23 protein-coding genes are annotated in these 23749 nt (G+C 37.5%); 7 read left to right on the forward strand and 16 right to left on the reverse strand.

All coding sequences use genetic code 11. The features are described 5' to 3' along the window. Positions 1-1221, reverse strand: a 1221-nt coding sequence (locus tag DS885_RS00085) for an ABC-F family ATPase (protein WP_113817371.1), incomplete at its 3' end; no start/stop codon positions are given. A 178-nt stretch (positions 1222-1399) separates the two neighbouring features. On the opposite strand from DS885_RS00085, the gene DS885_RS00090 reads away from it, so the two are divergent. Further along, a complete protein-coding gene (locus DS885_RS00090) occupies positions 1400-2662 on the forward strand; it encodes a DEAD/DEAH box helicase (RefSeq protein ID WP_113817372.1) in 1263 nt (420 codons plus the stop codon). 478 nt (positions 2663-3140) lie between these two features. On the opposite strand, the gene DS885_RS00100 is transcribed toward DS885_RS00090, so the two are convergent. Continuing rightward, entirely contained in the window at positions 3141-3617 is a 477-nt protein-coding gene (locus DS885_RS00100) for a hypothetical protein (protein ID WP_113817374.1), read from the reverse strand. Between the two features lie 1092 nt (positions 3618-4709). Here DS885_RS00100 and DS885_RS00115 point away from each other — a divergent pair. The 3 genes from DS885_RS00115 (at position 4710) to DS885_RS00125 (ending at position 6528) form a co-directional block, all read left to right on the forward strand. Then, a complete protein-coding gene (locus DS885_RS00115; protein ID WP_113817376.1) occupies positions 4710-5273 on the forward strand; it encodes a DNA-3-methyladenine glycosylase I in 564 nt (187 codons plus the stop codon). 287 nt (positions 5274-5560) lie between these two features. Further along, on the forward strand, positions 5561-6037 hold the full coding sequence (locus tag DS885_RS00120; protein ID WP_113817377.1) for a LabA-like NYN domain-containing protein: 477 nt from the start codon (positions 5561-5563) through the stop codon (positions 6035-6037). A 125-nt stretch (positions 6038-6162) separates the two neighbouring features. Further along, positions 6163-6528 (forward strand): NirD/YgiW/YdeI family stress tolerance protein, encoded by a 366-nt coding sequence (locus DS885_RS00125; RefSeq protein ID WP_181817663.1) that lies wholly within the window; start codon positions 6163-6165, stop codon positions 6526-6528. A 57-nt stretch (positions 6529-6585) separates the two neighbouring features. Here DS885_RS00125 and DS885_RS00130 read toward each other — a convergent pair whose 3' ends face one another. The 3 genes from DS885_RS00130 to DS885_RS00140 form a co-directional block, all read right to left on the reverse strand. Beyond that, complete coding sequence (locus DS885_RS00130) at positions 6586-7626, reverse strand: TRAP transporter substrate-binding protein (protein ID WP_113817379.1); 1041 nt, start codon at positions 7624-7626, stop codon at positions 6586-6588. A gap of 85 nt (positions 7627-7711) precedes the next feature. Next, positions 7712-9031 carry a TRAP transporter large permease gene (locus tag DS885_RS00135; RefSeq protein ID WP_113817380.1) on the reverse strand — a complete coding sequence of 440 codons (1320 nt, stop codon included), beginning with the start codon at positions 9029-9031 and terminating at the stop codon, positions 7712-7714. After that, on the reverse strand, positions 9028-9537 hold the full coding sequence (locus DS885_RS00140) for a TRAP transporter small permease subunit (RefSeq protein WP_113817381.1): 510 nt from the start codon (positions 9535-9537) through the stop codon (positions 9028-9030). The genes DS885_RS00135 and DS885_RS00140 overlap by 4 nt, the downstream gene beginning before the upstream one ends. 386 nt (positions 9538-9923) lie before the next feature. On the opposite strand from DS885_RS00140, the gene DS885_RS00145 reads away from it, so the two are divergent. After that, positions 9924-10685, forward strand: coding sequence for a helix-turn-helix domain-containing protein (locus DS885_RS00145; RefSeq protein WP_220149611.1), 762 nt, complete (start codon positions 9924-9926; stop codon positions 10683-10685). A gap of 118 nt (positions 10686-10803) precedes the next feature. Here the strand turns inward: DS885_RS00145 and hemB are convergent, their stop codons facing one another. The 8 genes from hemB to ubiE form a co-directional block, all read right to left on the reverse strand. Continuing rightward, positions 10804-11811 carry a porphobilinogen synthase gene (gene hemB / locus DS885_RS00150; RefSeq protein ID WP_113817383.1) on the reverse strand — a complete coding sequence of 336 codons (1008 nt, stop codon included), beginning with the start codon at positions 11809-11811 and terminating at the stop codon, positions 10804-10806. A gap of 79 nt (positions 11812-11890) precedes the next feature. Then, a complete protein-coding gene (locus DS885_RS00155; RefSeq protein ID WP_113817384.1) occupies positions 11891-12676 on the reverse strand; it encodes a TatD family hydrolase in 786 nt (261 codons plus the stop codon). Positions 12677-12679: 3 nt separating this feature from the next. Beyond that, entirely contained in the window at positions 12680-13447 is a 768-nt protein-coding gene (gene tatC / locus DS885_RS00160; protein WP_113817385.1) for a twin-arginine translocase subunit TatC, read from the reverse strand. Between the two features lie 15 nt (positions 13448-13462). Then, on the reverse strand, positions 13463-13852 hold the full coding sequence (tatB, locus tag DS885_RS00165; protein ID WP_113817386.1) for a Sec-independent protein translocase protein TatB: 390 nt from the start codon (positions 13850-13852) through the stop codon (positions 13463-13465). A gap of 162 nt (positions 13853-14014) precedes the next feature. After that, a complete protein-coding gene (gene tatA, locus DS885_RS00170; protein WP_113817387.1) occupies positions 14015-14227 on the reverse strand; it encodes a twin-arginine translocase TatA/TatE family subunit in 213 nt (70 codons plus the stop codon). A gap of 79 nt (positions 14228-14306) precedes the next feature. After that, the gene (ubiB, locus tag DS885_RS00175) at positions 14307-15947 is read right to left on the reverse strand and encodes a ubiquinone biosynthesis regulatory protein kinase UbiB (RefSeq protein WP_220149612.1); all 1641 of its coding nucleotides are present in this window, start codon (positions 15945-15947) and stop codon (positions 14307-14309) included. Continuing rightward, a complete protein-coding gene (locus tag DS885_RS00180) occupies positions 15944-16594 on the reverse strand; it encodes a ubiquinone biosynthesis accessory factor UbiJ (RefSeq protein WP_113817388.1) in 651 nt (216 codons plus the stop codon). The genes ubiB and DS885_RS00180 overlap by 4 nt, the downstream gene beginning before the upstream one ends. Before the next feature lie 26 nt (positions 16595-16620). Next, on the reverse strand, positions 16621-17376 hold the full coding sequence (gene ubiE, locus DS885_RS00185) for a bifunctional demethylmenaquinone methyltransferase/2-methoxy-6-polyprenyl-1,4-benzoquinol methylase UbiE (protein ID WP_113817389.1): 756 nt from the start codon (positions 17374-17376) through the stop codon (positions 16621-16623). 376 nt (positions 17377-17752) lie between these two features. Between ubiE and pgi the strand changes: the two genes are divergently transcribed. Next, on the forward strand, positions 17753-19405 hold the full coding sequence (gene pgi, locus DS885_RS00190; protein ID WP_113817390.1) for a glucose-6-phosphate isomerase: 1653 nt from the start codon (positions 17753-17755) through the stop codon (positions 19403-19405). 365 nt (positions 19406-19770) lie between these two features. Further along, a complete protein-coding gene (locus tag DS885_RS00195; RefSeq protein WP_113817391.1) occupies positions 19771-20625 on the forward strand; it encodes a glycosyltransferase family 2 protein in 855 nt (284 codons plus the stop codon). 219 nt (positions 20626-20844) lie between these two features. Here DS885_RS00195 and DS885_RS00200 read toward each other — a convergent pair whose 3' ends face one another. The 3 genes from DS885_RS00200 to DS885_RS00210 are packed head-to-tail and all read right to left on the reverse strand — an operon-like array spanning position 20845 to position 23643. Beyond that, a complete protein-coding gene (locus DS885_RS00200) occupies positions 20845-21786 on the reverse strand; it encodes a glycosyltransferase (RefSeq protein WP_113817392.1) in 942 nt (313 codons plus the stop codon). Beyond that, positions 21783-22877: a UDP-galactopyranose mutase gene (gene glf, locus DS885_RS00205; protein ID WP_113817393.1), complete on the reverse strand. Its 1095-nt coding sequence runs from the start codon at positions 22875-22877 to the stop codon at positions 21783-21785. Before glf ends, DS885_RS00200 begins: the two co-directional genes overlap by 4 nt. Continuing rightward, the gene (locus DS885_RS00210; RefSeq protein WP_113817394.1) at positions 22867-23643 is read right to left on the reverse strand and encodes a sulfotransferase family 2 domain-containing protein; all 777 of its coding nucleotides are present in this window, start codon (positions 23641-23643) and stop codon (positions 22867-22869) included. The genes glf and DS885_RS00210 overlap by 11 nt, the downstream gene beginning before the upstream one ends. Positions 23644-23749: the final 106 nt, after the last annotated feature.

The following is a 23749-nucleotide window of genomic DNA, read 5'->3' on the forward strand; positions in this document are numbered from 1 at the left end:
CCATTGACCCATCCAATCCATTAGATTTTGGTCTTTTTCAAAATCAGATGAATGGTCCTGTGCGTAGTAACCTAACTGTGCATTTTCAGACCATTTGTACTCACCTGAAGTTAGCTCAATTTCGCCCATTAAAGTACGTAATAGTGTTGTTTTACCTACACCATTTTGACCAATGATAGCTACACGTTCACCTACTTCGATCATTAGGTTTAAGTCTTTAAATAAAGTGTTTTCAAAGCTCTTTGTCATGGCAACGGTTTCTAATGCGTTACGGAACAGTTTCTTCTCTTGTTTAAACACAATGTAAGGGTTAACACGACTAGATGCTTTTACTTCATCTAACTGGATTTTATCCATTTGTTTAGCGCGAGACGTTGCTTGTTTTGCTTTTGATGCATTTGCAGAGAAACGACTTACGAACTCTTGTAATTCAGATAGTTGTGCTTTCTTCTTCGCATTCTCAGATAATAGACGTTCACGCGCTTGTGTTGCTGCTGTCATGTATTCATCGTAGTTACCTGGGTATAAACGTAGTTCACCGTAATCGATATCAGCCATGTGTGTACATACTGAGTTTAAGAAATGACGGTCATGCGAGATGATAACCATAGTACATTGACGTGCATTTAATTCAGTTTCTAACCAACGGATAGTATCGATATCCAAGTTATTGGTTGGCTCATCAAGTAACATGATATCTGGGTTTGAGAAAAGTACTTGTGCTAGTAACACACGTAGTTTCCAACCTGGAGCAACTTCAGACATTGGTCCGTAATGTTGCTCTAATGGAATACCAACGCTTAATAGGATTTCTCCAGCGCGTGAATCGGCTGTGTAACCATCCATTTCTGCGAATTCAGTTTCTAAATCAGCTACTTTCATACCATCTTCTTCACTCATTTCTGGTAAAGAGTAGATACGGTTACGCTCATTCATTACTGCCCACATCTCTTTGTGGCCCATCAATACTGTATCTAGTACTGTGTGCTCTTCAAAGGCAAACTGGTCCTGATGTAGCTTTGCAATACGTTCATTAGGATCTTTGGTTACGTTACCAGCACTTGGCTCTAGATCACCGGTTAAGATCTTCATGAAGGTTGATTTACCACAACCGTTCGCACCGATTAAACCGTAGCGGTTTCCAGTACCAAACTTGACTGAAATATTTTCAAAAAGTGGTTTTGCACCAAATTGCATGGTGATGTTATTTGTACTTAACACGGCTTATTCCTAAATAGTTTGAGTATTGCTTTTTTAAAGAGGAGTATTATACAGATACCGTGAGGTTAATCACCTTTCAATTGTATGAATTTTATGCGTTGGTTTCGATAGCGTGCAAAGCCTGCTTAAGGTAAGCTACGCCCCTTAAGGCATATGCCGTATTTTAATGAGATGTTATATGAGTTTTGATTCACTAGGTTTACCCGTATCGTTAGTAGAAGCAGTAAAAGCACAAGGTTATGAAAAACCCTCACCAATCCAAGAACAGGCTATTCCTGCCGTTATCGCAGGAAAAGATGTGATGGCTGCTGCACAAACCGGTACAGGTAAAACAGCAGGTTTCACCTTACCTTTATTAACTAAATTAGAAAAAGGCCAACGTGCTAAACCGAATCAAGTCCGTGCATTGATTTTAACGCCTACCCGTGAGCTAGCAGCACAAGTGCAAGCCAGCGTAGAAAAATACGGTCAGAATATGCCATTACGTAGCATGGTGGTGTACGGTGGGGTAAAAATTAACCCGCAAATGCAAAACCTTCGTCGTGGTGTCGATATTTTAGTCGCAACACCTGGGCGTTTATTAGACCTTTACCAACAAAATGCCATCCGTTTTCAGCAGTTAGAAGTGTTAGTGCTAGATGAAGCAGACCGAATGTTGGATATGGGCTTTATTCACGACATCAAAAAGATACTAAAAGCCTTACCGCCTAAACGTCAAAACCTACTGTTTTCAGCGACTTTCTCCGATGATATTCGCGCCTTGGCAAAAGGGTTAGTAAATAACCCGGTTGAAATATCAGTGACGCCGCGTAACACCACAGTAGAAAAGATTGAACAGGTGTTGTATGAAGTGGATAAGACTAAGAAAACAGCGCTACTAAGTCAGTTAATTTTAGAGAACAAATGGCAACAAGTATTAGTATTTGTAAAAACCAAACATGGTGCAAACCGCCTCGTTAAAAATTTAGAAGCGCGTGGTATTCGCAGTGCTGCTATCCATGGCAACAAGAGTCAAGGTGCACGTACTAAAGCCTTAGCTCAATTTAAAGAAAGCCAAATTAAAGTGCTAGTGGCGACCGATATCGCTGCGCGTGGTATTGATATTGACCAATTACCAAACGTAGTCAACTTCGACTTACCACATGTCAGTGAAGATTACGTACACCGTATCGGTCGTACTGGGCGTGCAGGTAATGAAGGTCTTGCTGTTTCATTAGTGTGTCAGGAAGAGTTTAAGTTATTGAAAGATATTGAACGCTTCATTAAAAAGGTTGTGCCACGTCGCGTTCAACCTGGTTTTGAACCGGGGGAGCCACTGCAACCTTCTGTGTTAGATACACGCGAGAAGAAAATAAAAAAGCCTAAAGTAGCTAAGCCAGCTAACCGTGCTGGTGGTAATAAAAAACCACGTGGTGTACGTAACAATTTTGTAGGTAGTTAAGTTAGCTTTTACTTTATGTGAAGGTAATCAGGACTAATAATAAGCCCTTATTATTCAATCTTCTTGATTGGTGATAAGGGCTTTTTTGATCGTGGGGTTTGGTTATTGTTTGTTTTGTGTTTTGAGGGTAGGGCTCGTCTGCGCTCGTTGGGTCTGTTTGATATTTATTTACTGTGGTTTCGCTCTGTCAGCGAGTTACTTTCTTTTGCTTGCCCAAAAGAAAGTAACCAAAGAAAAAGGCACACCGAATCGCTTTCTAATCCAAATCAGACACTGCTTTTATAACGCACCGGCTCTTGCTGGCCATCCATGGCCAGAACGAGCCTAAACCAAACATCCTGTTTGGATTTGCTAAAAGCAATGTATGATTTGGGAAAGCTCAACGGCGGGAGAACGCAGCCGTGATCAGTGTTGTTATTGATTAGCTGCTTGATATTGTTAATTTCAGTTAATAGCTATCCAATACTTTGTTTTAAATCTATTCCCACATATTACTCCAAAGCTTTTCTTTCTCTTTAGCTGACATACCTTCAACTTCAGATTGGAGTTTTTTAAATCCTAGAGATATTTGTTGCTTAAGAGTTGAGTAGCAATAACAGCAGATAAAAATAATTGCGGCTATAAATGCAAAAGATAGAAAATATGAAAAATGGGATAGTAATATTACTATACCAAAACCAAAAAAAGCTATTGCGGTTACTTCTATTTTTACAAATTTTGGGCTGATTAGGCAAATAGTAATAAAATTATTTCTTGGTTTAAGTGACATTATAAAAAATGCTATGAATGAATTAAAAACTAAGCTAAGCATCATAAACATTGCTGCGAATTGGATTTCAGTAGCACCCTTTGTTAGATCATTAGCACTTATCAAGGCCAAAAAAAAAGTCATTGAGGTGACTGAACAAGAAGAGTGTAACCAAAATAGAAACGAACCAATATTGTCCTTCTTCATTATTTCTCCATAAACTACAGGGTTTATAACACTGTATTAAGTAGATAAAATTGAGAGTTATAATATATAAAAAAGTAACTCACTGTTTTTGTATCGTTTAAATGCCTTGTAAGACAAACTTATACAATATGCCTAGATAAAACATTAGCTAAATTACCTGTGGAAGCCCAAAGACCTGATTTACATTTAATATTGTATTAGGTGATATCAAGTTCACTTACATCATTTACCTGATCCGTTTTAAGGGTTAGTTCCCCTTCTTAATGCTCTTTTGCTTTAATAAGAGTCGAGTTTAATTCTTTAAATAAATCACGATTGCTCATTGCGCCATACCCCCATAAAAGATTTTAACAGTTTCTTTTGATCTGCTGTTAAATTCCACATTTTATAAATGAAGTGTACTCAATTAGCATAGATAAAGCGATGTGAAATAAGAATGAGCTATTGAAGTGTAAATAAGTCTATTTATTCTATACTTATGCGATAAATCTAAAATCGGAAGGTGGAGGGAACAAAACTTTATTCAATGAGGCTATATTTATTTCCTCGGTGATCTTTCTCAAGTAATTAAAGCACATCTCAACGCGGTTACATCAATCTCCCCGTAGAGTTTTCTGAATCAATCACTGACTTTAGCAAGTTAAGGCATGGATGCCGTTACTAGCTCAGTTCGCCACAGGGATGTGGCGTATGAGCGGTGCGTTAAGAAGGCTGTTATTTATTCAGATAAAAAACGATTTGGGGCGATTTTCTTTTGGTTCTGTTTTCTTTGTTCGTATAAAGAAAATGAACTCGCCGACAGGGCGAAAACTCTGCTTACAACATCTAAATGATCCGACGAGCGTAGACGAGCTAAACGTCAAGTAAGGCGATTCGGTGCAAACTATCTTTATGGGTTCACTACTGGTTTAGAGAAAGTAAAGTCGCCGATAGGGCGAAACCTCTGTAAATAAATATTCAACAGACTCGACGAGTGCAGACGAGCTACAACTTCAAAGTAAAAATCAAAACAACAACTAGCTAAACCTCATCCTTTTCATTACTGTATGTAAACAAAATTAACTCTACACACTCAACAGGTCACCATTATCAATGAACGACATCAAAAAATGCCAGTGGGCTTTAAAAACCAAACTTGAAGAGGCTTACCATGATACGGAATGGGGCGTACCTGTTTATGATGATACAAAACTCTTTGAAGCACTGTCTTTAGAGCTTTGTCAGTCGGGGTTAAGTTGGCATACCATCTTAAATAAACGCGAAGGTTATCGTGCTGCGTTTAATCAGTTTGATCTTAAAAGTGTGGCTGCATTTGATGATGAAAAAATTGAAGATCTATTGTTGGATGCAGGCATCGTTCGACATCGTGCAAAAATATCCGCGATCATTAATAACGCGCAATGTATTTTAAATGTGCAAAAAGAACATAGCAGCTTTTCTGACTACATTTGGCAGTTTACGGATAACAAAACCCTTGTTGGAAATTGGCAATCAAAAGAAGAAGTGCCTACATCAACTGAGCTATCGACTCTAATCAGTAAAGATATGAAGAAAAAAGGTTTTAAATTTTTAGGCCCGACGACTACCTACGCTTTTATGCAGTCTGTTGGTTTGCTTAATGACCATACTACGGATTGCTTTCGCTTTAATGCATAGCAATAAATTCAAAAAACTCAGCTAATAATAATGCTGAGTTAGTCATGATAAAAAGACCACACCGAATATAGACCAGCTACTACACGTGGTTTTAGATGACATAAGTCACGTACTTGGTATCGCTTAAAGCTATTAATGGGAAAGGATTGGGTCTGTTTATCTACTCTTTTAGTATGTGTATCACTGGCGGTTGCTAAGCGTGTGTTTGAAGCGCAGCTGTTTTGGTACCCGTTTAACTCATATTTATATCAGTAAACGTTAACCATCAAAGTAAAAGGTCATTCTTAATGAAAAAAATTGCTATTTTTGCAGATGTTCAAAACATCTATTACACCACTCGCCAAGCGTATGGAAAGCAATTTAACTATCGAAAACTATGGCAACAAATTAGCGCACAAGGTGAAATTGTTTGTGCTTACGCTTATGCCATTGAGCGTGGAGATAATCAGCAACAAAAATTCCAAGAGATGTTAAGGCATGTAGGCTTTGAAGTACGTTTAAAACCTTTCATTCAGCGCAGCGATGGCACCGCAAAAGGCGATTGGGATGTAGGCATTACTATTGATGTAATGGAGCTAGCAGCTGAAGTAGATACGGTTATTCTACTTACGGGAGACGGTGACTTTGCTATTTTATTAGATAAAGTAAAAAGCAAATTCGCTGTGACCACCGAAGCTTATGGAGTCCCTAAATTATCAGCTAAAGCCTTAATTGATGCTTGTACTGAGTTTCATCCTATCGAGACTGATTTATTAATTGGTTAAACTGCTATCAAAGTTATTGTGAACGAATTAATGCTTGTCTAGTCGTAAATAATGAGAGCGTTATTCATTTATGGTTTAACACTAAATGCTAACGCTATTTTTATTTCTACTAAATGAGGAACGATATGATTAATGCTAACTTTATGCTTAAAGGTCTAATGGCAGTACTGTTCGCCAGCCTATTTTCTATTAATGCACAGGCTGCATTCGTTGGTCCGGGCGCGACCTCTATCCAAACCATCAGCGCTAAAGAGGCGCTTGAATTAGCGGACGATAGTAAAGTGGCTTTACAAGGTTCATTAGTGAAGCAAACGACTGAAGAACATTACCTATTTAAAGACCAAAGTGGCGTAGTTATGGTAGAAATTGAAGATGAAGACTTTCGCCATATTACAGTAACGCCTGAAGATAATATTCGTATTACTGGTGAAATAGATAAAGAATGGACGGAAACTAAAATTGATGTAGAACGTATAGAGTTAATTAAATAACCTACATATCAAAATAAAAAAATGCCGCATTAGATGCGGCATTTTAGTTTCTTCTGTTTAACTATAACGGTAAGGTCTACCTGCTTTTTCCATATCCGCATTGTATTGTTTGAATATTTCAACAATTTTGGCTTTTGTTGGCGATTCTTTAGCAATCTCATCCCAGAAATCACGTGCATCAGATTCAACTTGTGCCCACTCTTCATCTGGAATCGTAGTTAATTTCATATCTGGGCCATTAACACGTAATTGTGCTTCACCACCCCAATACCACCATTGACGATAGTAATGTGACGTTTCCATACACAAGGCTAGTAACTCTTTAAGGTGTTCTGGCAATTCGTTGTAACGATCCATATTGGCAAAGAAGTGTCCAATCCATGCTCCAGAAATATTATTTGTTAGGAAGTAATCCGTTACTTTAGACCAACCTACAGTGTAATCTTCGGTAATACCAGACCATGCGATACCATCAAGCTCGCCTGTCTGTAGTGCTACTTCTACATCTTCCCATGGAATAGATACTGGCACGACGCCATATTTAGACATGAAACGACCAGCAGTAGGGAAGGTGAATACTCTCAACCCTTTTAAATCTGCTAGGCTATTAATTGGCTTTTTAGTGGCGAAATGACACGGATCCCATGCACCCGCTGAGATATGTTTAATGCCAAATTTTGCGTATTCTTCTTTCCAGATTTTATCTAGACCATACTGGTTAAATAAAACAGGCACATCCAGTGAATAGCGGCTACCAAAAGGGAAGTAACCACCAAATGTTGTTACTTCTGTCGGAGAAGCCATTGAATCATCATCTGACTGAACAGCATCAATAATCCCTTTTTGTAATGCACGGAATAACTCCCCAGTTGGTACTAGTTGATCTGCAAAATAAAGTTCAATTTGCATCTCTTCGCCAGCAATACGGTTAAATGCTTCTATCGCTGGTTTAACTACGTGCTCAGCAAGTGCAGGACCAGCATAAGTTTGCATACGCCATTTAATTTTAGGCGATGCAGCAAAGGTTTTTGCTGGCGCTAATACAGTACCGGCTGTCAGTGCTGCTGCTGTGGTTAAAAACTTACGTCTTGAATTCATAAAATTTCTCCTGTTAATTAATTGGTAACGGATTATTTTCATCCGAAGTAAATAATGTTTTTAAATAGAAATACTGATGGTTCTGTTATCCGTAAACGTAATTTGGCAACCACAAAGCAAGTTGTGGGAAGACCATGATAAGAATAAGTGCGAGTATCATAATGCCAACAAAAGGTCCGATTGAGCCGTAGATGTCTCGTAAAGAAATCTCAGGTGGAGCCATGGCTTTCATTAAAAATAGGTTATAGCCAAAGGGTGGTGTCATGTAAGCAATCTGACAGGTGATGGTGTACAACACGCCGTACCAGATTAGGTCAAATCCAAGCGCATGTACTAAAGGAACAAATAGCGGTGCGACAATAACCAACATCGCAGTATCATCGAGAAACGTGCCCATCACTAGAAAAGATAACTGCATTAAGATCAGTATTGCCCACGGGCTAAGTCCTAATTGCTCAGTAAATAGATCAGCAATCGCTTTAACAGCTCCAAGACCATCGAAGATGGCACCAAACCCTAGCGCAGCGAGAATTATCCACATAAACATGCAAGAGATAGCCAATGTATTACGAATAGAATTCTCGAAAACAACTTTAGTCATACGTTTTTTAAAAACAGCTGCGGAGAATGCCGCCATTGCACCGATTGCAGAGCTTTCTACTAGGCTCGTCCAACCATTGACAAAAGGCACCATCATCACTGCAAAAATGCCAAGCGGTAATAGCCCGGATCTTAGTAGACGTAACTTTTCTGCTCGAGGAATATCTCGTTCTTCTTTATCGAGTGCAGGGCCCCAAGAAGGGTTAATACGACAGCAAATGACGATATAAAGAATAAAAAGAGCTGCCATAATTAGCCCCGGGATAACCCCTGCTAACCATAGTTGTCCGACAGGCTGGCGCGCAATCATTGCATAAAGAACCAGTACCACTGAAGGTGGGACTAAAATACCAAGGGAAGAGCCCGCTTGAATAACCCCAGTTACCATTTTTTTGTTATAACCGCGTTTTAATAATTCCGGTAATGCAATGGTCGCCCCGATAGCCATCCCAGCGACTGATAGCCCATTCATTGCCGAGACAAGCACCATTAGACCTATAGTGCCTATCGCTAGCCCCCCGGGCATAGGGCCCATCCAGACATGGAACATTTTATAGAGATCATCAGCAATCTTTGACTCTGACAGTACATAGCCCATGAAAATAAACATAGGTAACGTCAGCATTGGGTACCAGTTCATTACTTTCATTGCAGCTGTAAAAGGGATTTCTGCTCCGCCAGTACCCCATAACATAATTGCAGCAATTGAGGCGACTGCACCGATTGCTGCAAATACTCGTTGGCCGGTTGCCATCAATAATGCCATCGAGGCAAACATCGCGATTGCGATCATTTCATAACTCATTTAATTTCTACTCCTCGGATAACCGCAATATCTTTAAAAAATTCTGAAATAGCTTGTAAGATCATCATGATAAAACCTACGCACATAACCGCTTTGATTGGCCATATAAGTGGTCGCCAAGCTGAACTGGTGCGTTGTCCATATTCAAATGAATAAAGCAGGCTTTCTAAGCCGCCATATAGCAGCACAAACAAGAAAAAAATCAGGAAAAAAGCGGTAAATATATCCATCCAAGCACGTTTTTTTATTGACCAGTTGCCATAAAACAAGTCCATGCGTACGTTTGCTTTTAGTTGAATTGCGTAGGCACCACCGAGAATATAATAAGCAGCCATTGCAAATTGTGCTGATTCAAGTGTCCACAGTGAGGGCATAAAAAAAGTTTTAGAGATTGAAGACCACAAAAGTATAGAAACCATAATAAAGATCCCATACATAGCGATGCGGCCAACGAAGTAGTTAAATTTGTCGACATATTTAATATAAAAGAGAATAAAACCAGGCATCTGTTGTCCTTATGCGAATTGGTTCGTTTTTTGCTGATTTAAGATCAACTGTTATTTATTAATCTATTAATCAATAGCGATATTCGTACCTAACCAATATCAAAAATCGGCAAACAGAAAAGGCTTTATTTAACAATTAGATAGAAAAATTAAGCACTATATTGGTTCATGATATAAAACAAGGGAATGTAAATGGATGAACTGACCTTAAAAAATAATGCACTAATGATGAGCAGTATTCACTCATATGATGCAATCATCAGGCAGCAAACTTAGTTAACTGGCAGCAGGAGTTTGATCAACTCAGCCAAGGACATTTTATTGGAGCCATTAATGAGCTGCACTTTCCACATATTCATGCATTTCGTGAGGACACAAGTCATAGCTTGAGACAACAATGTCGTATAGAAGATGGTGGACTGTGGTTAGGTTTTAGCGCCAATGATAAAAGTTGTCGTATCAATAATGAGCCGACAACGTTTAACCAATTTCTATGTCGCTCAGGTGGGCAAGATTTTGAACTATTAACGCCTGACCACTTTTCTATTTATGGGCTAGTTTTACATCCTAGTTTTTTTTCAGGATTGACTGAGCAAACAAAAGAGGAGGTGTATGACAGTAACAGTGATGGGTTATGGTTGGATAATATTGCGGTAGATGAGTTACATAAATTTCGACAATATCTGTCTTTATTATTGGCACCGAAAGGTAATCATTGGAGTAGTATTACCCATGAGTCGATTCTTCATGATGCTATCTTAGCATTACTGACTAAGGCGCAGCGAACGTCATTTGCTCATGTAACTTCACCTCAACGGCAACGTATCATGGCTAGGGTACAAGAGTATTTAACTGAGTCTCGTTTGAAGTCGCCTGTTACGATGAGTGAAATATGCTCGGCAGTACATGTTAGTCGTCGGACATTGCAGTATACTTTTGCTCAATGCTATGGCATATCGCCTAAACAATATATTCAAGTGATTAGGCTTAATCAGGCTAGGCGAATGCTACAAAGTAGTGAAGAGTTTCTTACTATTGCTGATGTTGCATTTAATTATGGATTTTTTCATTTAGGGCAGTTTTGCCAGAGTTATAAACGCTTATTCGGTGAGACGCCACGGCAAACATTGCAATATAAAAACAATTAAAAGGGTTTTAAAGGCAAAGAATGGTTAATTTCTAATATGGTGGGACTTTGCTTTTTGAATGAGGGGAGAGGGAGGACAGGTAAAAGTTTAATCCTTGCTTTTACCTGCGATAATGCGGTTACTTTTGTTCTTTCAACCAGATCGCTACTTGCTTAGCAAAGTAGGTCAAAATGCCGTTGGCACCCGCACGTTTAAAGCATAATAGTGACTCTAAAACACACTCTTTCTCTTTTAACCAACCATTATCAATAGCTGCTTTATGCATCGCATATTCACCGCTTACCTGGTAAGCAAAGGTAGGCACTTGTAATTCATGTTTAACACGGCGTACGATATCTAGGTAAGGCATACCCGGTTTTACCATTACCATGTCCGCACCTTCTTGAATATCTAAGGCAACTTCATGAATTGCTTCGTCGCTATTTGCTGGATCCATTTGGTAAGTGAATTTATTCGCGCCTTTTAAGTTACCTGCACTGCCTACTGCATCGCGGAAAGGGCCGTAGTAAGTTGATGCATATTTAGCACTGTAGGCCATGATTTGTGTATTAATAAAGCCTGCGTTCTCTAATGCTTCACGAATAGCGCCAATACGGCCGTCCATCATGTCAGAAGGTGCAACAATATCAGCACCTGCTTGTGCGTGCGAAAGGGCCTGTTTAACTAATATTTCTGTAGTAATGTCGTTTAACACATAACCTTCACTATCGATAATGCCATCTTGACCATGTGTGGTGAAAGGGTCTAATGCAACATCAGTGATCACCCCTAGATCAGGTGCGGCTGCTTTAATACATTGTACAGCACGTTGCGCTAAGCCATTTTCATTATAAGCTTCTTCTGCCATTTCCGTTTTAATGTCACTAGGGGTCACTGGGAAGATAGCAACTGCAGGAATACCTAATGCTTCAAGTTCTTTTACTTCAATTGCTAATAAATCTAATGATAAACGTTCAATTCCAGGCATTGAAGGAATCGCTTCACGACAGTTAGTACCTTCAATGACAAACATTGGGTAGATTAAATCGTTTACTGATAATTCATTTTCTTGAACTAGGCGACGTGAGAAATCATGCTTACGTAAACGGCGTAGACGGCGAGCGGGAAAAGATTGAGAAACAGTCATAATGGCTCCAATGTGATTAATGAGGATATACCTAGTGTACTAAGTGAACAGGTTAAACTTAACTTAGTACGCTAGGTATTTAAGGAGTTAAATTAAAAAATGCGTTACTTGTGTGTTGCGTGTTGCTTAGTAATGATTGTAAATCTTGTTGTCTTGCATCGGCAATGGTTTTTGCAATATAAGGTAAGTATTTAGGTTCGTTACGACTCGATTTTGGTTTAGGTCGCATTGAACGCGGTAATAAATAAGGGCTATCTGTCTCGATCATTAAACGGTCATCAGGGATCATGTTAACGATATCCAACAGGTGCTGACCTCTGCGTTCATCGCAAATCCAACCTGTAATACCAATGTGTAAGTCCAGTGCTAAATATTGTTCAAGTTCAGCTTGTGTTCCTGTGAAACAATGAACAACAGCATTAGATAGTTGTTTGATGTAAGGAGTGACTAACTCAATAAATCGTTCACTGGCATCTCGTTCATGCATAAACACAGGTAATTGATATTCAACGGCTAATTCTAGTTGTTGTACAAAGGCTGTTTCTTGCTCGAGCGGTGTGGAGTAGTTGCGATTGAAGTCTAATCCGCATTCGCCGACTGCCTTTACTTGTGGTTGTTGAAGCAATTCTCGCAGTTTTGTTATTGCTTGTTGATCCATACTGCTTGCATCATGAGGGTGGATGCCAGCTGTGCTGTATAGAAACTCTGGATATGACTTTGCTAAAGTAAGTGCTTGCTCACTTTCAGCGATATTAGTACCAGTGACAATCAGTTTAGTTAACCCAGCTTGTTTAGCTTGGTCGAGTACGTTAGGTAAATCTTTATCAAAACGTGAGTTGGTTAAATTAACGCCAATATCAATCATAACTTACGACGCTTTATCTATATTATTTTCTTGTTCTTCCTGCTCAGGCTTTTTCACATAAAAACGTGCAAACAGTAAACCGACTTCAAATAAAATCAGCATAGGTACTGCCAATAAGGTTTGTGAGATCACATCAGGTGGTGTTAATAACATGCCAAAAATAAATGCAGCCACAACAATATAAGGGCGCTTTGCTCTTAATGAATCAGGAGTCGTTGCACCTGTCCAGCACAGTAATAATGTTGCAACGGGTATTTCAAAGGCTAAGCCAAAGGCAAAAAACAGTTTTAAGACAAAGTCTAGATAGCTACTGATATCGGTCGCTATGGTCACTCCTTCAGGCGCGGTACTGGTAAAGAATGAAAACACCAGCGGGAAAACCACATAATAAGAAAACACCATGCCGAGGTAGAATAGAAATGCACTACTAGCGACCAATGGCATGACTAATTTACGTTCATGTTGGTATAAGCCTGGTGCAACAAAAGCCCAGACTTGATACAAAATAGCTGGAATGGCAATTAAGATAGACAAGACAATGGTTAACTTTATTGGTGTAAAAAAGGGAGTGGCAACACCCGTTGCGATCATGCTTGAGCCTTCTGGTAATTGGCTGGTAAGCGGAACCGCAATATATTGGTAAATATCATTGGAGAAATACACTAGCCCTAAAAATAGGACGAGGACAATTACTACGATTTTTAGGATTCTATCTCTTAATTCTAAAAGGTGGGTGATTAGCGGCAAGCTGTGTTGCTCTTGATCTGACATCGACTCGCTCATGGGTTATTTGTCCTGCGCAGATGATTTTTCTGGTGTTGAATCGTTTGTTATTGATTGTGTTGGTGTTTCTTTTACTGACTTAATAATGTCATCAACATTGTTTTTATATGGCTGTGTAAGCTGTTCAACATCTTGTTTCATTTCATCAATTGAGGCTTTCAAATTAGGATTTAACTGCTCTAGCTCTTGTTTACTTTTTTTGAGCATATTCTCATTCATTTCATGTAATTCAAGCTCTTGAGATATCTCATTTTTAACTGAGTTTGCCATATTTTTGGCAGTATTAACCCACTTTACAACAGTACGAATTGCAATAGGTAACCGTTGTGGGCCTAACACAACTAGTCCAATCACAGAGATCAATACGATCTCCCAGAAGCCAATATCAAACATTAAATAATGTGCCTTTTACTAAAACCTACCTGGCACTTATACGTTAAAGTTAAGCTCGGTAGGAGATGGTCTTCAAAAGTTATGCCGATGAAACTCAATAAGTTCTCTACATTATACTTGATACGGCTTAGTCAAATAGATGGCTTAATGAGTCTGAGGATATTAGTCTTTTTGTTCGCTTTTTTCAGCCTTCAGACTTTCTGGCGCTTTTTTGTCTGAGTTTACAGCACTGCTATCTTCATCTTTCACTGCTTTTTTAAAGCCTTTAATTGCGCCACCTAAGTCACCGCCAATACCGCGTAACTTTTTAGTCCCAAATAAAAGAACAACAATTACAGCAATGATAACTAACTGCCAAATTCCGATACCGCCCATAATTTTTTCCCTATATAAATAATGTTGTAAGTTAACTGGTCAACAATAAACTATTAATATGAACTTTTTACTACAGTTGTCACAATTTGTTATTAAATCGCCAAGCAAGTACCCATGATATTACTGCGGGTACGGTCAAATACAAGTTAATTTTTCCATCATCTTGTAAATATACTAGCGCTGAGATAATACTCAAAGTAACAGCTAAGGCTGTTATCACTTGGTTTTTACTATTGCGGCTTTGTTGTTCATTTAAGCGCTGCATGAGCAATTTCTGTTGTTTTTGCACCTGTTTGGTTTGCGCTAAATTATGGTAAACCAGCTCTGGAATATCAGGTAACTTTTCTAACCAAAATGGTGCTTTTAGTTTTAATTTATTGACTAAGGTTTTAGGACTCACTTGCTCTCGCATCCAATTCTCTAAGAAAGGTTTTGCGGTGTCCCATAAATCCAGTTGCGGGTATAATTGACGCCCTAGTCCCTCTATATATAACAACGTTTTTTGCAGCAGTACGAGTTGCGGCTGTACCTGCATATTAAAGCGACGCGCTGTGTTGAACAGATTAATTAAGACTTGAGCAAAAGAGATTTCTGATAATGGTTTTTCGAAAATGGGCTCGCATACGGCGCGAATAGCAAATTCAAACTCTTCAACAGGGGTATCAGAAGGCACCCATTCAGAATCAATATGCAGTTGCGCAACTTGGCGGTAATCTCGGTTGAAAAAAGCTAAGAAATTTTCCGCTAAATAACGTTTATCTTCATTGGTTAATGTACCTACTATGCCGCAATCAATACCAATCCACAGTGGATCTTCGGGGTGCTCATAGGAAACAAAAACATTCCCAGGGTGCATATCTGCATGGAAGAAACTGTCTCTGAATACTTGAGTGAAAAAAGCTTCAACTCCACGTTCAGCTAGCAGCTTTAAGTTAGTGTTTTGTGCTTTTAACGCATCAATATCTGACACAGGAATCCCGTAAATACGCTCCATCACTAGCGCATCTTTAGTGCAGTAGTCTGAGTATATTTCAGGGACATATAACAGTTTAGAGTTTAAAAAATTGCGACGTAATTGAATCGCATTGGCGCCTTCACGCATTAAATCTAATTCATCGACGATGGTTTTTTCATATTCGCGGATCACTTCAACTGGGCGTAATCTTTTAGCATCTTTTAGAAAGCGTTGTAGTAGTCCTGCAAACCATTTCATTAATTGTAAGTCAGCTGAAATGGTTTTTTCGATACCGGGCCGAGTTACCTTAATGACAACTTCTCTGCCATCTTCTTTTAACGTGGCTGTATGAACCTGTGCGATAGAGGCGGATGCTAATGCCACTTTATCAAAATCATCAAAGAGTGAATCGATAGGGCGTTGGAAAGATTTTTCTATCTGTTTAATCGCAAGGTCACCTGAGAAGGCGGGGACATTGTCTTGTAGATGAGCAAGCTGATCAGCATAAATGGGGGCTAGCAGATCTCGGCGTGTTGATAGCATTTGCCCAAGCTTGATATAAATAGGGCCTAGTGATTGTAGGCTTAAACGTAATCGTTCAGGTAAGCTTAAATGCGCATGTTGGTTGCGTAACCAGAATAAACACAGGCGTAGTATCCAATAGCTTTTAGGCCTTTGTGCTTTAGGCACTAGTTCAATTAAGCCATATTCTATGAAGGTTTTTTGTATCTGGTATAAACGTGAGAGCTCTTTAATCTTTATCATTTTTTGTCAGCTAATACCTTGCTTTGTGATAGGTCGTTTAGCTGCTTTTCCAGCTTATTATTTATCTTGTTTAATAACTGTTCTGTATCACTCTCTAAACGACTTACTTGATCACTAAAGTAAGCCACCTCTAATGCACTCGGTGCGACTTTTACCTCTTCTGTTAAGTACAGAGAAGATTGTTTTTCGATACGTTTATATTGAGTTTGTGTGGTTTGCACTGCTTTTTTAGCGTGCTGGAAGAATTTATGTGCAATGACATCACCCACTTTCTGCGATAGGTGTTCTTCCCAATCTATCTGCATGTCGGTCAACAACATTGCAAACTGCTGCACTAATTGAATATCGCCATCTACTTCCAGTTCACCTGATTTAATCAACTGCGTTAATTGACGGTTGTCTTGTAGTTTATTGAGCGCTTGGAAACTCACTTTGATGGTGCAGTCTGGCTCACCTTCAAACTTGTTAAGCACATCAACCTGTTGCTCTGAAATAATAAAGTACAGTGGCAGCTTTAGCTCTTTTAAACTCGCTGCAATGATGGTGCCATTAAGTTGTTTACGTTTGCTTACCGCACTGCTATCTAATTGATGTAGTTGGTTCACGCCTGTTTCTAGTAAGCCGCAAAGTAAATTGGTTAATGGCATATTAATCTCTCGTGGTAAAAGGCTGTTTAGTATTTGTAACCGCGATGCAAGGCAACAATACCTGCGCTTAAGTTAAAGTATTCTGTGCCTTCAAAGCCGACATTATTCATCATCTCTTTCAAGGTATCTTGGTCTGGGTGCATGCGAATACTTTCAGCAAGATATTGGTAACTTTCACTGTCATTAGCGATTAATTTACCTAGCTTAGGTAAAATGTTAAATGAGTAAAAATCGTAGAACTTCTCAACCGGTGTATACACTGGCTTTGAAAACTCTAATACTAATAAACGACCGCCTGGCTTTAATACACGGTAAATAGAGGCTAATGCTTTATCTTTGTCTGTCACGTTACGTAAACCAAAAGCGATAGTGATCAGGTCAAAATGGTTATCAGGGAAGGGCAGTTCTTCAGCATTAGCTTGCACATAACTGACGTTGCCTTCGATACCCATATCGCGCAGCTTAGTACGGCCGACTTTAAGCATTGAATCATTAATATCAGCTAAAACCACTTCGCCTTTTGTGCCAACAATACGTGAAAATTTGGCCGTTAGATCGCCTGTACCACCTGCAAGATCTAATACTTTTTGACCTTGGCGTACACCTGAACAATCAATCGTAAAACGTTTCCAAATGCGATGAATACCCATGGATAACACATCGTTCATGATGTCATATTTAGCGGCAACAGAGTGAAATACATCGGCAACGAGCTCTACCTTCTTATCCTCTTCAACGGTTTTAAAACCAAAGTGAGTAGTATTATCTGGGTTTTCTTGCATCTTATCTGTTTACCTTTTGATAAATATATTGGCTTAATTGGATATCATCGCATGATACCAATTTTTAAAGGATATTTGGATCTTTATTGTCGACCCTTACATTGCTTGTTTTAATGTTACGCTTTCTTACAAAAACTCACCCTGTTATTGGCTATTATTCAGCGCTAATAATTAACACAATCACACACGGTTTAGCGTTAAATTATTCACAAGAGTTATTTAAGTATGCCTATTTTAAAGGTACATTAGTTGTTGTAACTCATTGTTTTGCCTTTTTTATCAATATTTAATGAACAGTGTGTGGTTATTTCTGATAACTTATAGTTAATGAGCAATAACTGCAAAAGCTTTAATATCATAAACTTGGGAACCTCTTATGCTGAAAAATATTCAACCAACCCAGACCAAAGCTTGGTCAACACTACAAACGCTATTCGATGACCATGCAGAGATGCAGATTTCACAACTGTTTGCAGAAGATGCACAGCGCTTTGAAACCTTTTCTCGACAGTTTAATGAAGACTTTTTATTAGATTTCTCTAAAAACCTAATCACAGAAGAGATTTTGGCCAGTCTGTTGGATCTTGCAGAAGAGGTCGATTTATCAAGTGCGATTAAGGCACAGTTCTCTGGTGAGAAAATTAATATCACAGAGCAACGAGCTGTATTACATACTGCGCTACGTAATCGCAGTAATACGCCAGTATTCGTTGACGGTGAAGATGTAATGCCAAAAATCAACGAAGTGCTTGCTCAAATGAAAGCATTTTGTGAAAAAGTACATTCAGGTGAGTGGTTAGGTTACACAGGTAAGCGTATTACTGATGTTGTGAATATCGGTATTGGAGGTTCAGACTTGGGTCCTTATATGGTAACCGAAGCGCTTCGGCCCTATAAAGTTGAAGGCATTGAAACACACTTTGTTTCTAACGTTGATGGTACACATATTGTTGAAACCTTAACTAAGGTTGACCCAGAAACCACTTTATTCTTGATCGCTTCTAAAACCTTTACTACACAAGAAACCATGACTAATGCACACAGTGCTCGCGACTGGTTCTTAAACTTTGCACAAGATGAAGCCTTTGTGGCGAAACACTTTGCTGCATTATCTACAAATGCCGCTGCAGTGACTGAGTTTGGTATTGATACTGCCAATATGTTCCAGTTCTGGGATTGGGTTGGCGGACGTTACTCGATTTGGTCTGCGATTGGTTTATCTATCGCCTTAACAGTAGGCTTTGAAAATTACGAAGAGCTGTTAGCCGGTGCTCATGAAATGGACCAGCACTTTGCAACGACTGATTTTAAAGACAACATTCCAGTATTATTGGCAGTGATTGGTATCTGGTACAACAACTTCTATGGCGCGGAGTCTGAAGCTATTTTACCTTATGATCAATATATGCACCGTTTCCCTGCTTACTTCCAACAAGGAAATATGGAATCTAACGGTAAATGCACCGACCGTAACGGTGACCCAGTTGATTACCAAACAGGGCCTATTATTTGGGGCGAACCAGGTACTAACGGGCAACATGCTTTCTACCAATTAGTGCATCAGGGTACTAAGTTAATCCCTTGTGATTTTATTGCGCCGGCCGTCAGTCATAACCCAGCGGGTGACCATCATCCTAAGTTATTATCTAACTTCTTTGCTCAAACTGAAGCCTTAGCTTTCGGTAAGACAAAAATGCAAGTGGAATCTGAATTTGCAGCGGCCGGGAAATCGGCAGAAGAAGTCGCTGATTTAGTACCGTATAAAGTGTTTGAAGGTAATAAACCAACAAACTCTATCCTGGTTAAAAAAATCACCCCTAAGACATTAGGACAACTGATTGCAATGTACGAGCAAAAGATTTTCACTCAAGGCGTTATCTGGAATATCTTCACTTTCGACCAGTGGGGAGTTGAGCTAGGTAAGCAACTAGCAGGACAAATCTTACCGGAATTAAGCAATGATGATTGTGTAGAAAGCCATGATTGCTCGACCAATGGCTTAATCAACGCTTGGAAAGCGTGGAAGTAAACTTTAAATCGCTGTTTTAACTAGTGATTGCCTTAGATTGTGTTAATTTGAGGCAATCACTCCACCTTAATTCCCTTTCTGTTTTACTCATTGTTGATAAATCATTACTATAGCGTCTTTGTGTTATCGTTTTATCGCGAGTAATACTAGAATACTTATTTAGTTTAAATTCTTCTTTGTTTCACCGTTCAACTTATACCAAGTAATGTTTTAAATAATTGGGCATAGAGTTTGGTTTAAGAATTAATATATAGAATTTTATACCTGGTAAATAGGTAACAGAGTAGATAGTACGGAAGCCGCCTATTATTGAATGATAATAGACTATTATTGCAATATGCATTAACCAAATTACCGAGAAATACATGTTAGAGACAGCCATTCTGGTATTGCTTTACAATAAAGAAATGAAAGACAGTAGTACTTTGAACTCTTTAATGAAATCTACAGTTCAATATTCAAAGGCTAAAATCGTTATATGGAATAATGGACCTAAAAAATTAGATATTACTGCATGTCCTGAGCTCAGCCATTTAGGCTACCAAACAGAGGTTATCGAAACCGTTTCAAATGAATCATTAGCTGTAATATATAACCGATTCATAAAAGCCAATCCAGCTAAAAAATATATTCTGCTCGATGATGATTCAGAATTAAGTGAAGAGTTTATTAGTGCTTCAGCCAATAGCCAACCAGAGCATCTTTCTTTACCCATTATTACAAGTAATGGGAAAGTACAATATCCTAGTATTGATCGAAAACGCTATTCCTCTTTAACTGAAATAAAGCCTGATAGTCGTATTATGACTATCGGCAGCGGTTTAGTGATTGGTAGAGAGGTTGTTAATGCATTAAAGCAACATTATAAAAGTGTGTTTGATGAGCGCTTTTATTTATACGGTGTTGATACGACCTTTTGTTTAAGAGTGAACAAAAGTGGGCAAGCAAAGAGCGTAAAACTTATTACTGGTTTTGATCATGCGCTATCTAAGTTAGAAAATGAAACTATAAAGATGGTTCGTTTTAGACGTATTGAGAGGAGTTACGAACTGGGTTTAAAATTGAGGTATTATATACCTTTAAGTAGATCTCTATTTTTATTGTTAAAAACGGGTACTAGTGTTTTAAAAAGATTATGTTTAGGAAAAAGATATAAAGTTAGTTTTTTGTATGTGGTGAAGGCATTTATTTCTGGTAAGCACTATAGAAGTAGCTTTTAAGGTTACTTAGAGGTTTTCAATGGTTTAATAAGGTAAAAGATAATGGCCGTGCATCTTTAGGTTAATTAAGTCTAGTTCGTATTTAATGATTAGGTTATGAGTTTAGAAGGTTAGAGTTAGTATTTTAATAAAAGGTTTTACACCTTTTCTTAAAATACTAACTCTAAATTTTTATACCGAAATATCAGTGTTATCCTCGATTAATGAATTAAGTGGAGGCTATGTTATTTTTTTACCTGGCATGTATCTAATATTTAGGCCTTTTTCTTCGAGTAAACTCGATTTTATTGCATAGTATTTCAATTTATTTCTAGCAGGTAGGTTTTTTAATTTCCTTTTCTTAGGATTAATAACTGATTTGATACAGTCTAAAAATAATGAGAAAGTCATTTTTAATAATATATTGGCAAAAGTAATTGGATAATGTTTTTTATACATTAGAAGTTTATTTCTTTTACCGTAAAAAGATTTCCAGTTAAGCGTGTTTTGGGGAGTAGGTACTTCGTTATGTATTACTTTAAGATTTGGGATACAATATATATCATACTTTTTTGAAATCCTCATTGAATGCTCTGTATCGTCATACCAAATAAAGTAATCTTTCTCTGTTACTCCTAACTCCACTAATACATTTTTGTTTATAATTGCCCCAACATAGCTAAATAAATCTACTTTAAAATATTTTAATGAGTAATCTGATTTCTTGCTCGATATCTCTTTCTTAATTAAAGTGTTGCTTAAAATTCTACGGTGTTTTAGATCAATTTCTCCATTATTTATTACTGATGTGCAATACGCTCCTACATTACTACTATCATGATCTTTCTTAAAATTTATAAACTTCTCAAAAATATCAAGATCAGGAAAAGCATCATCATCGGATAGCCAAACCCAATCAACATCAAGCTTAATAGCTTCATTGAGGCCTTTGTTAAATCCACCGCTGCCCCCTAAATTTTCCTGTAAATTAATAATTTTAACTGTGTTTTTATAGGGACTTAATTCAAACCATGCTTTTAATATTTTATCTGTTCCATCATTAGAAGCATTATTTACAACAATTAACCTGTCTGGCTTTCTCGTCATATTATCAAATTGATTAAGTACTTTCTCTAGGAGTTCCTTACGGTTAAACGTTACAATTACTGCTGCTATTTTCATTTTAATTGTCCAATACAATTTAGAGCGCTTTTAATTACTTGGTGCATGTCATAATATTTATATTCAGATAATCTGCCACCAAAAATAACATTTTCACTTTTTGATAATTCTCGATATTTTTTGAATAAAGCCATATTTTTATCGTCATTAATAGGGTAGTAAGGTTCATCGCCTACTCTCCATTCTGAAGGGTACTCTCTTGTTATAACAGTATGTGTCGTATCCACTGGGTCAAAATGCTTGTGTTCAATAATACGAGTAAATGGAATATCTCTCTCAGTATAATTAATCACGGCATTGCCTTGAAAATTACTTTGTTTTAAGGTCTCTGTTTTAAACTCAAGAGATCTATACTCTAGCTTTCCTAACCTGTTTTCAAAATATTCATCAATAGGTCCAGTATAAATAACTTTAGAGGCTAGACTTTGATAAATGCTTTTTTCTTTTAAGAAGTCAGTATCCAAGCGAACTTCAATACCTGTGAGCATTTTTTCTATTAATTTAGTATACCCTCCAATAGGAACCCCCTGGTATTTATCTGAAAAGTAATTATTATCGTACGTAAAGCGAACAGGTAGTCTTTTGATAATAAAAGAAGGTAAATCTTTACAATTTCTTCCCCATTGTTTTTCTGTATATCCTTTAATTAATTTTTCATAAATATCTCGACCAACTAAAGATATAGCTTGTTCTTCTAAATTTTTAGCTTCAACTCCATCCATTTCTTGGCGTTGTTCTGCGATTTTAGATTTTGCTTCATCAGGAGTTTTAGTTTTCCATAATTGATAAAAAGTATTCATGTTAAAAGGTAGATTAAATAACTCACCTTTATAGTTCGCTAATGGTGAGTTTGTAAAACGATTGAACTCCACAAAAGAGTTAACATAATCCCAAATTTTTTTGTCATTTGTGTGGAATATATGGGCTCCATATTTGTGAACTTGTATACCCTTATTATTTTCAGTATAGATATTTCCACCAATGTGCGGCCTTTTTTCAACTACAAGTACTTTCTTGCCTATTTTATTTAGTTCATAAGCGCAGACAGAACCAAACAGTCCTGAACCAACAATTAAATAATCATATGTCATTTTTTATCTTCACTTTATATTTTAATTTTTTTATCGTTTTTGAAAACAATCCTCTATGAGATTTTCTAAATGGAGGGTTGTATGGGAAATATTTGTTACATGTGTTAATAAAATCCCCTGGAATAAATTTTTTCTTAATTATCTGAGGAGGTATTGAATAATTGTAATTATTAAAATCTTCTTCATAAATATTGTAAATATTAGATATCAATTTCCTACTTAATTTTGAACTGTTAGTGTTAAATTTTTGTGGTGGTTCTAATGCTTCAATTTTTGATATTTGCGCTTTATTTAAATTTAATTCTTCAGAAATTTTTAGTAAATCGTCTTTTAAGGTTTCTTGGTGAAGGAAATAATCTATGATATTTTCGCCGTTATATGTTGTAAAGTAACTTTGAGGGCAAAAGTGAATATATCTTGGATCATTTGCAACTCTGATCGGGTCTAACTCTTTTAATATTTTAGTTATGGATATATTCCGTTTATGTTGTTTTTTATGCTCCTTGTAGGAACTTAAAAATCGATCTAATGGATCCCTTATAACAGCAATAACTTTATAGATATGCAACCACTTCCATTCGTCATAGTGGTATAAATTGTGAAGAGGTATGTGGGCAAGATCATGCCAACTATTTGTTTTATCACTATACTCCCAATCCCAAAATTTTCCATATGAATCACCATCCGAAAGAATTTCCCTAATTACTTTTCCTGCACACTTAGGAATATGGATAAATACAATCTTTTTCTCATGGTTGATAATCATTTATTTATTCTCTTTATTGAATGTTTAAGAATAAGAACAAATCATAGTTTGAACCTAAGGGCGATAATGATAAATGTACTAATACATATAATAAAAGTCATTGCTC

Source organism: Psychromonas sp. B3M02 (assembly GCF_003318165.1).
Taxonomy (GTDB): domain Bacteria; phylum Pseudomonadota; class Gammaproteobacteria; order Enterobacterales; family Psychromonadaceae; genus Psychromonas.

What these genes read in the sequence shown, in the direction of transcription:
- DS885_RS00125 (WP_181817663.1), top strand. Translation starts at nt 6,163, where the DNA reads ATGATTAATGCTAACTTTATGCTTAAAGGTCTAATGGCAGTACTGTTC.
- DS885_RS00135 (WP_113817380.1), bottom strand. Translation starts at nt 9,031, where the DNA reads ATGAGTTATGAAATGATCGCAATCGCGATGTTTGCCTCGATGGCATTA.
- tatC (WP_113817385.1), bottom strand. Translation starts at nt 13,447, where the DNA reads ATGTCAGATCAAGAGCAACACAGCTTGCCGCTAATCACCCACCTTTTA.
- DS885_RS00100 (WP_113817374.1), bottom strand. Translation starts at nt 3,617, where the DNA reads ATGAAGAAGGACAATATTGGTTCGTTTCTATTTTGGTTACACTCTTCT.
- DS885_RS00155 (WP_113817384.1), bottom strand. Translation starts at nt 12,676, where the DNA reads ATGATTGATATTGGCGTTAATTTAACCAACTCACGTTTTGATAAAGAT.
- DS885_RS00210 (WP_113817394.1), bottom strand. Translation starts at nt 23,643, where the DNA reads ATGATTATCAACCATGAGAAAAAGATTGTATTTATCCATATTCCTAAG.
- ubiE (WP_113817389.1), bottom strand. Translation starts at nt 17,376, where the DNA reads ATGCAAGAAAACCCAGATAATACTACTCACTTTGGTTTTAAAACCGTT.
- DS885_RS00195 (WP_113817391.1), top strand. Translation starts at nt 19,771, where the DNA reads ATGTTAGAGACAGCCATTCTGGTATTGCTTTACAATAAAGAAATGAAA.
- glf (WP_113817393.1), bottom strand. Translation starts at nt 22,877, where the DNA reads ATGACATATGATTATTTAATTGTTGGTTCAGGACTGTTTGGTTCTGTC.
- DS885_RS00180 (WP_113817388.1), bottom strand. Translation starts at nt 16,594, where the DNA reads ATGCCATTAACCAATTTACTTTGCGGCTTACTAGAAACAGGCGTGAAC.
- DS885_RS00090 (WP_113817372.1), top strand. Translation starts at nt 1,400, where the DNA reads ATGAGTTTTGATTCACTAGGTTTACCCGTATCGTTAGTAGAAGCAGTA.
- DS885_RS00200 (WP_113817392.1), bottom strand. Translation starts at nt 21,786, where the DNA reads ATGAAAATAGCAGCAGTAATTGTAACGTTTAACCGTAAGGAACTCCTA.
- hemB (WP_113817383.1), bottom strand. Translation starts at nt 11,811, where the DNA reads ATGACTGTTTCTCAATCTTTTCCCGCTCGCCGTCTACGCCGTTTACGT.
- tatA (WP_113817387.1), bottom strand. Translation starts at nt 14,227, where the DNA reads ATGGGCGGTATCGGAATTTGGCAGTTAGTTATCATTGCTGTAATTGTT.
- pgi (WP_113817390.1), top strand. Translation starts at nt 17,753, where the DNA reads ATGCTGAAAAATATTCAACCAACCCAGACCAAAGCTTGGTCAACACTA.
- DS885_RS00115 (WP_113817376.1), top strand. Translation starts at nt 4,710, where the DNA reads ATGAACGACATCAAAAAATGCCAGTGGGCTTTAAAAACCAAACTTGAA.
- ubiB (WP_220149612.1), bottom strand. Translation starts at nt 15,947, where the DNA reads ATGATAAAGATTAAAGAGCTCTCACGTTTATACCAGATACAAAAAACC.
- DS885_RS00120 (WP_113817377.1), top strand. Translation starts at nt 5,561, where the DNA reads ATGAAAAAAATTGCTATTTTTGCAGATGTTCAAAACATCTATTACACC.
- DS885_RS00130 (WP_113817379.1), bottom strand. Translation starts at nt 7,626, where the DNA reads ATGAATTCAAGACGTAAGTTTTTAACCACAGCAGCAGCACTGACAGCC.
- DS885_RS00140 (WP_113817381.1), bottom strand. Translation starts at nt 9,537, where the DNA reads ATGCCTGGTTTTATTCTCTTTTATATTAAATATGTCGACAAATTTAAC.
- tatB (WP_113817386.1), bottom strand. Translation starts at nt 13,852, where the DNA reads ATGTTTGATATTGGCTTCTGGGAGATCGTATTGATCTCTGTGATTGGA.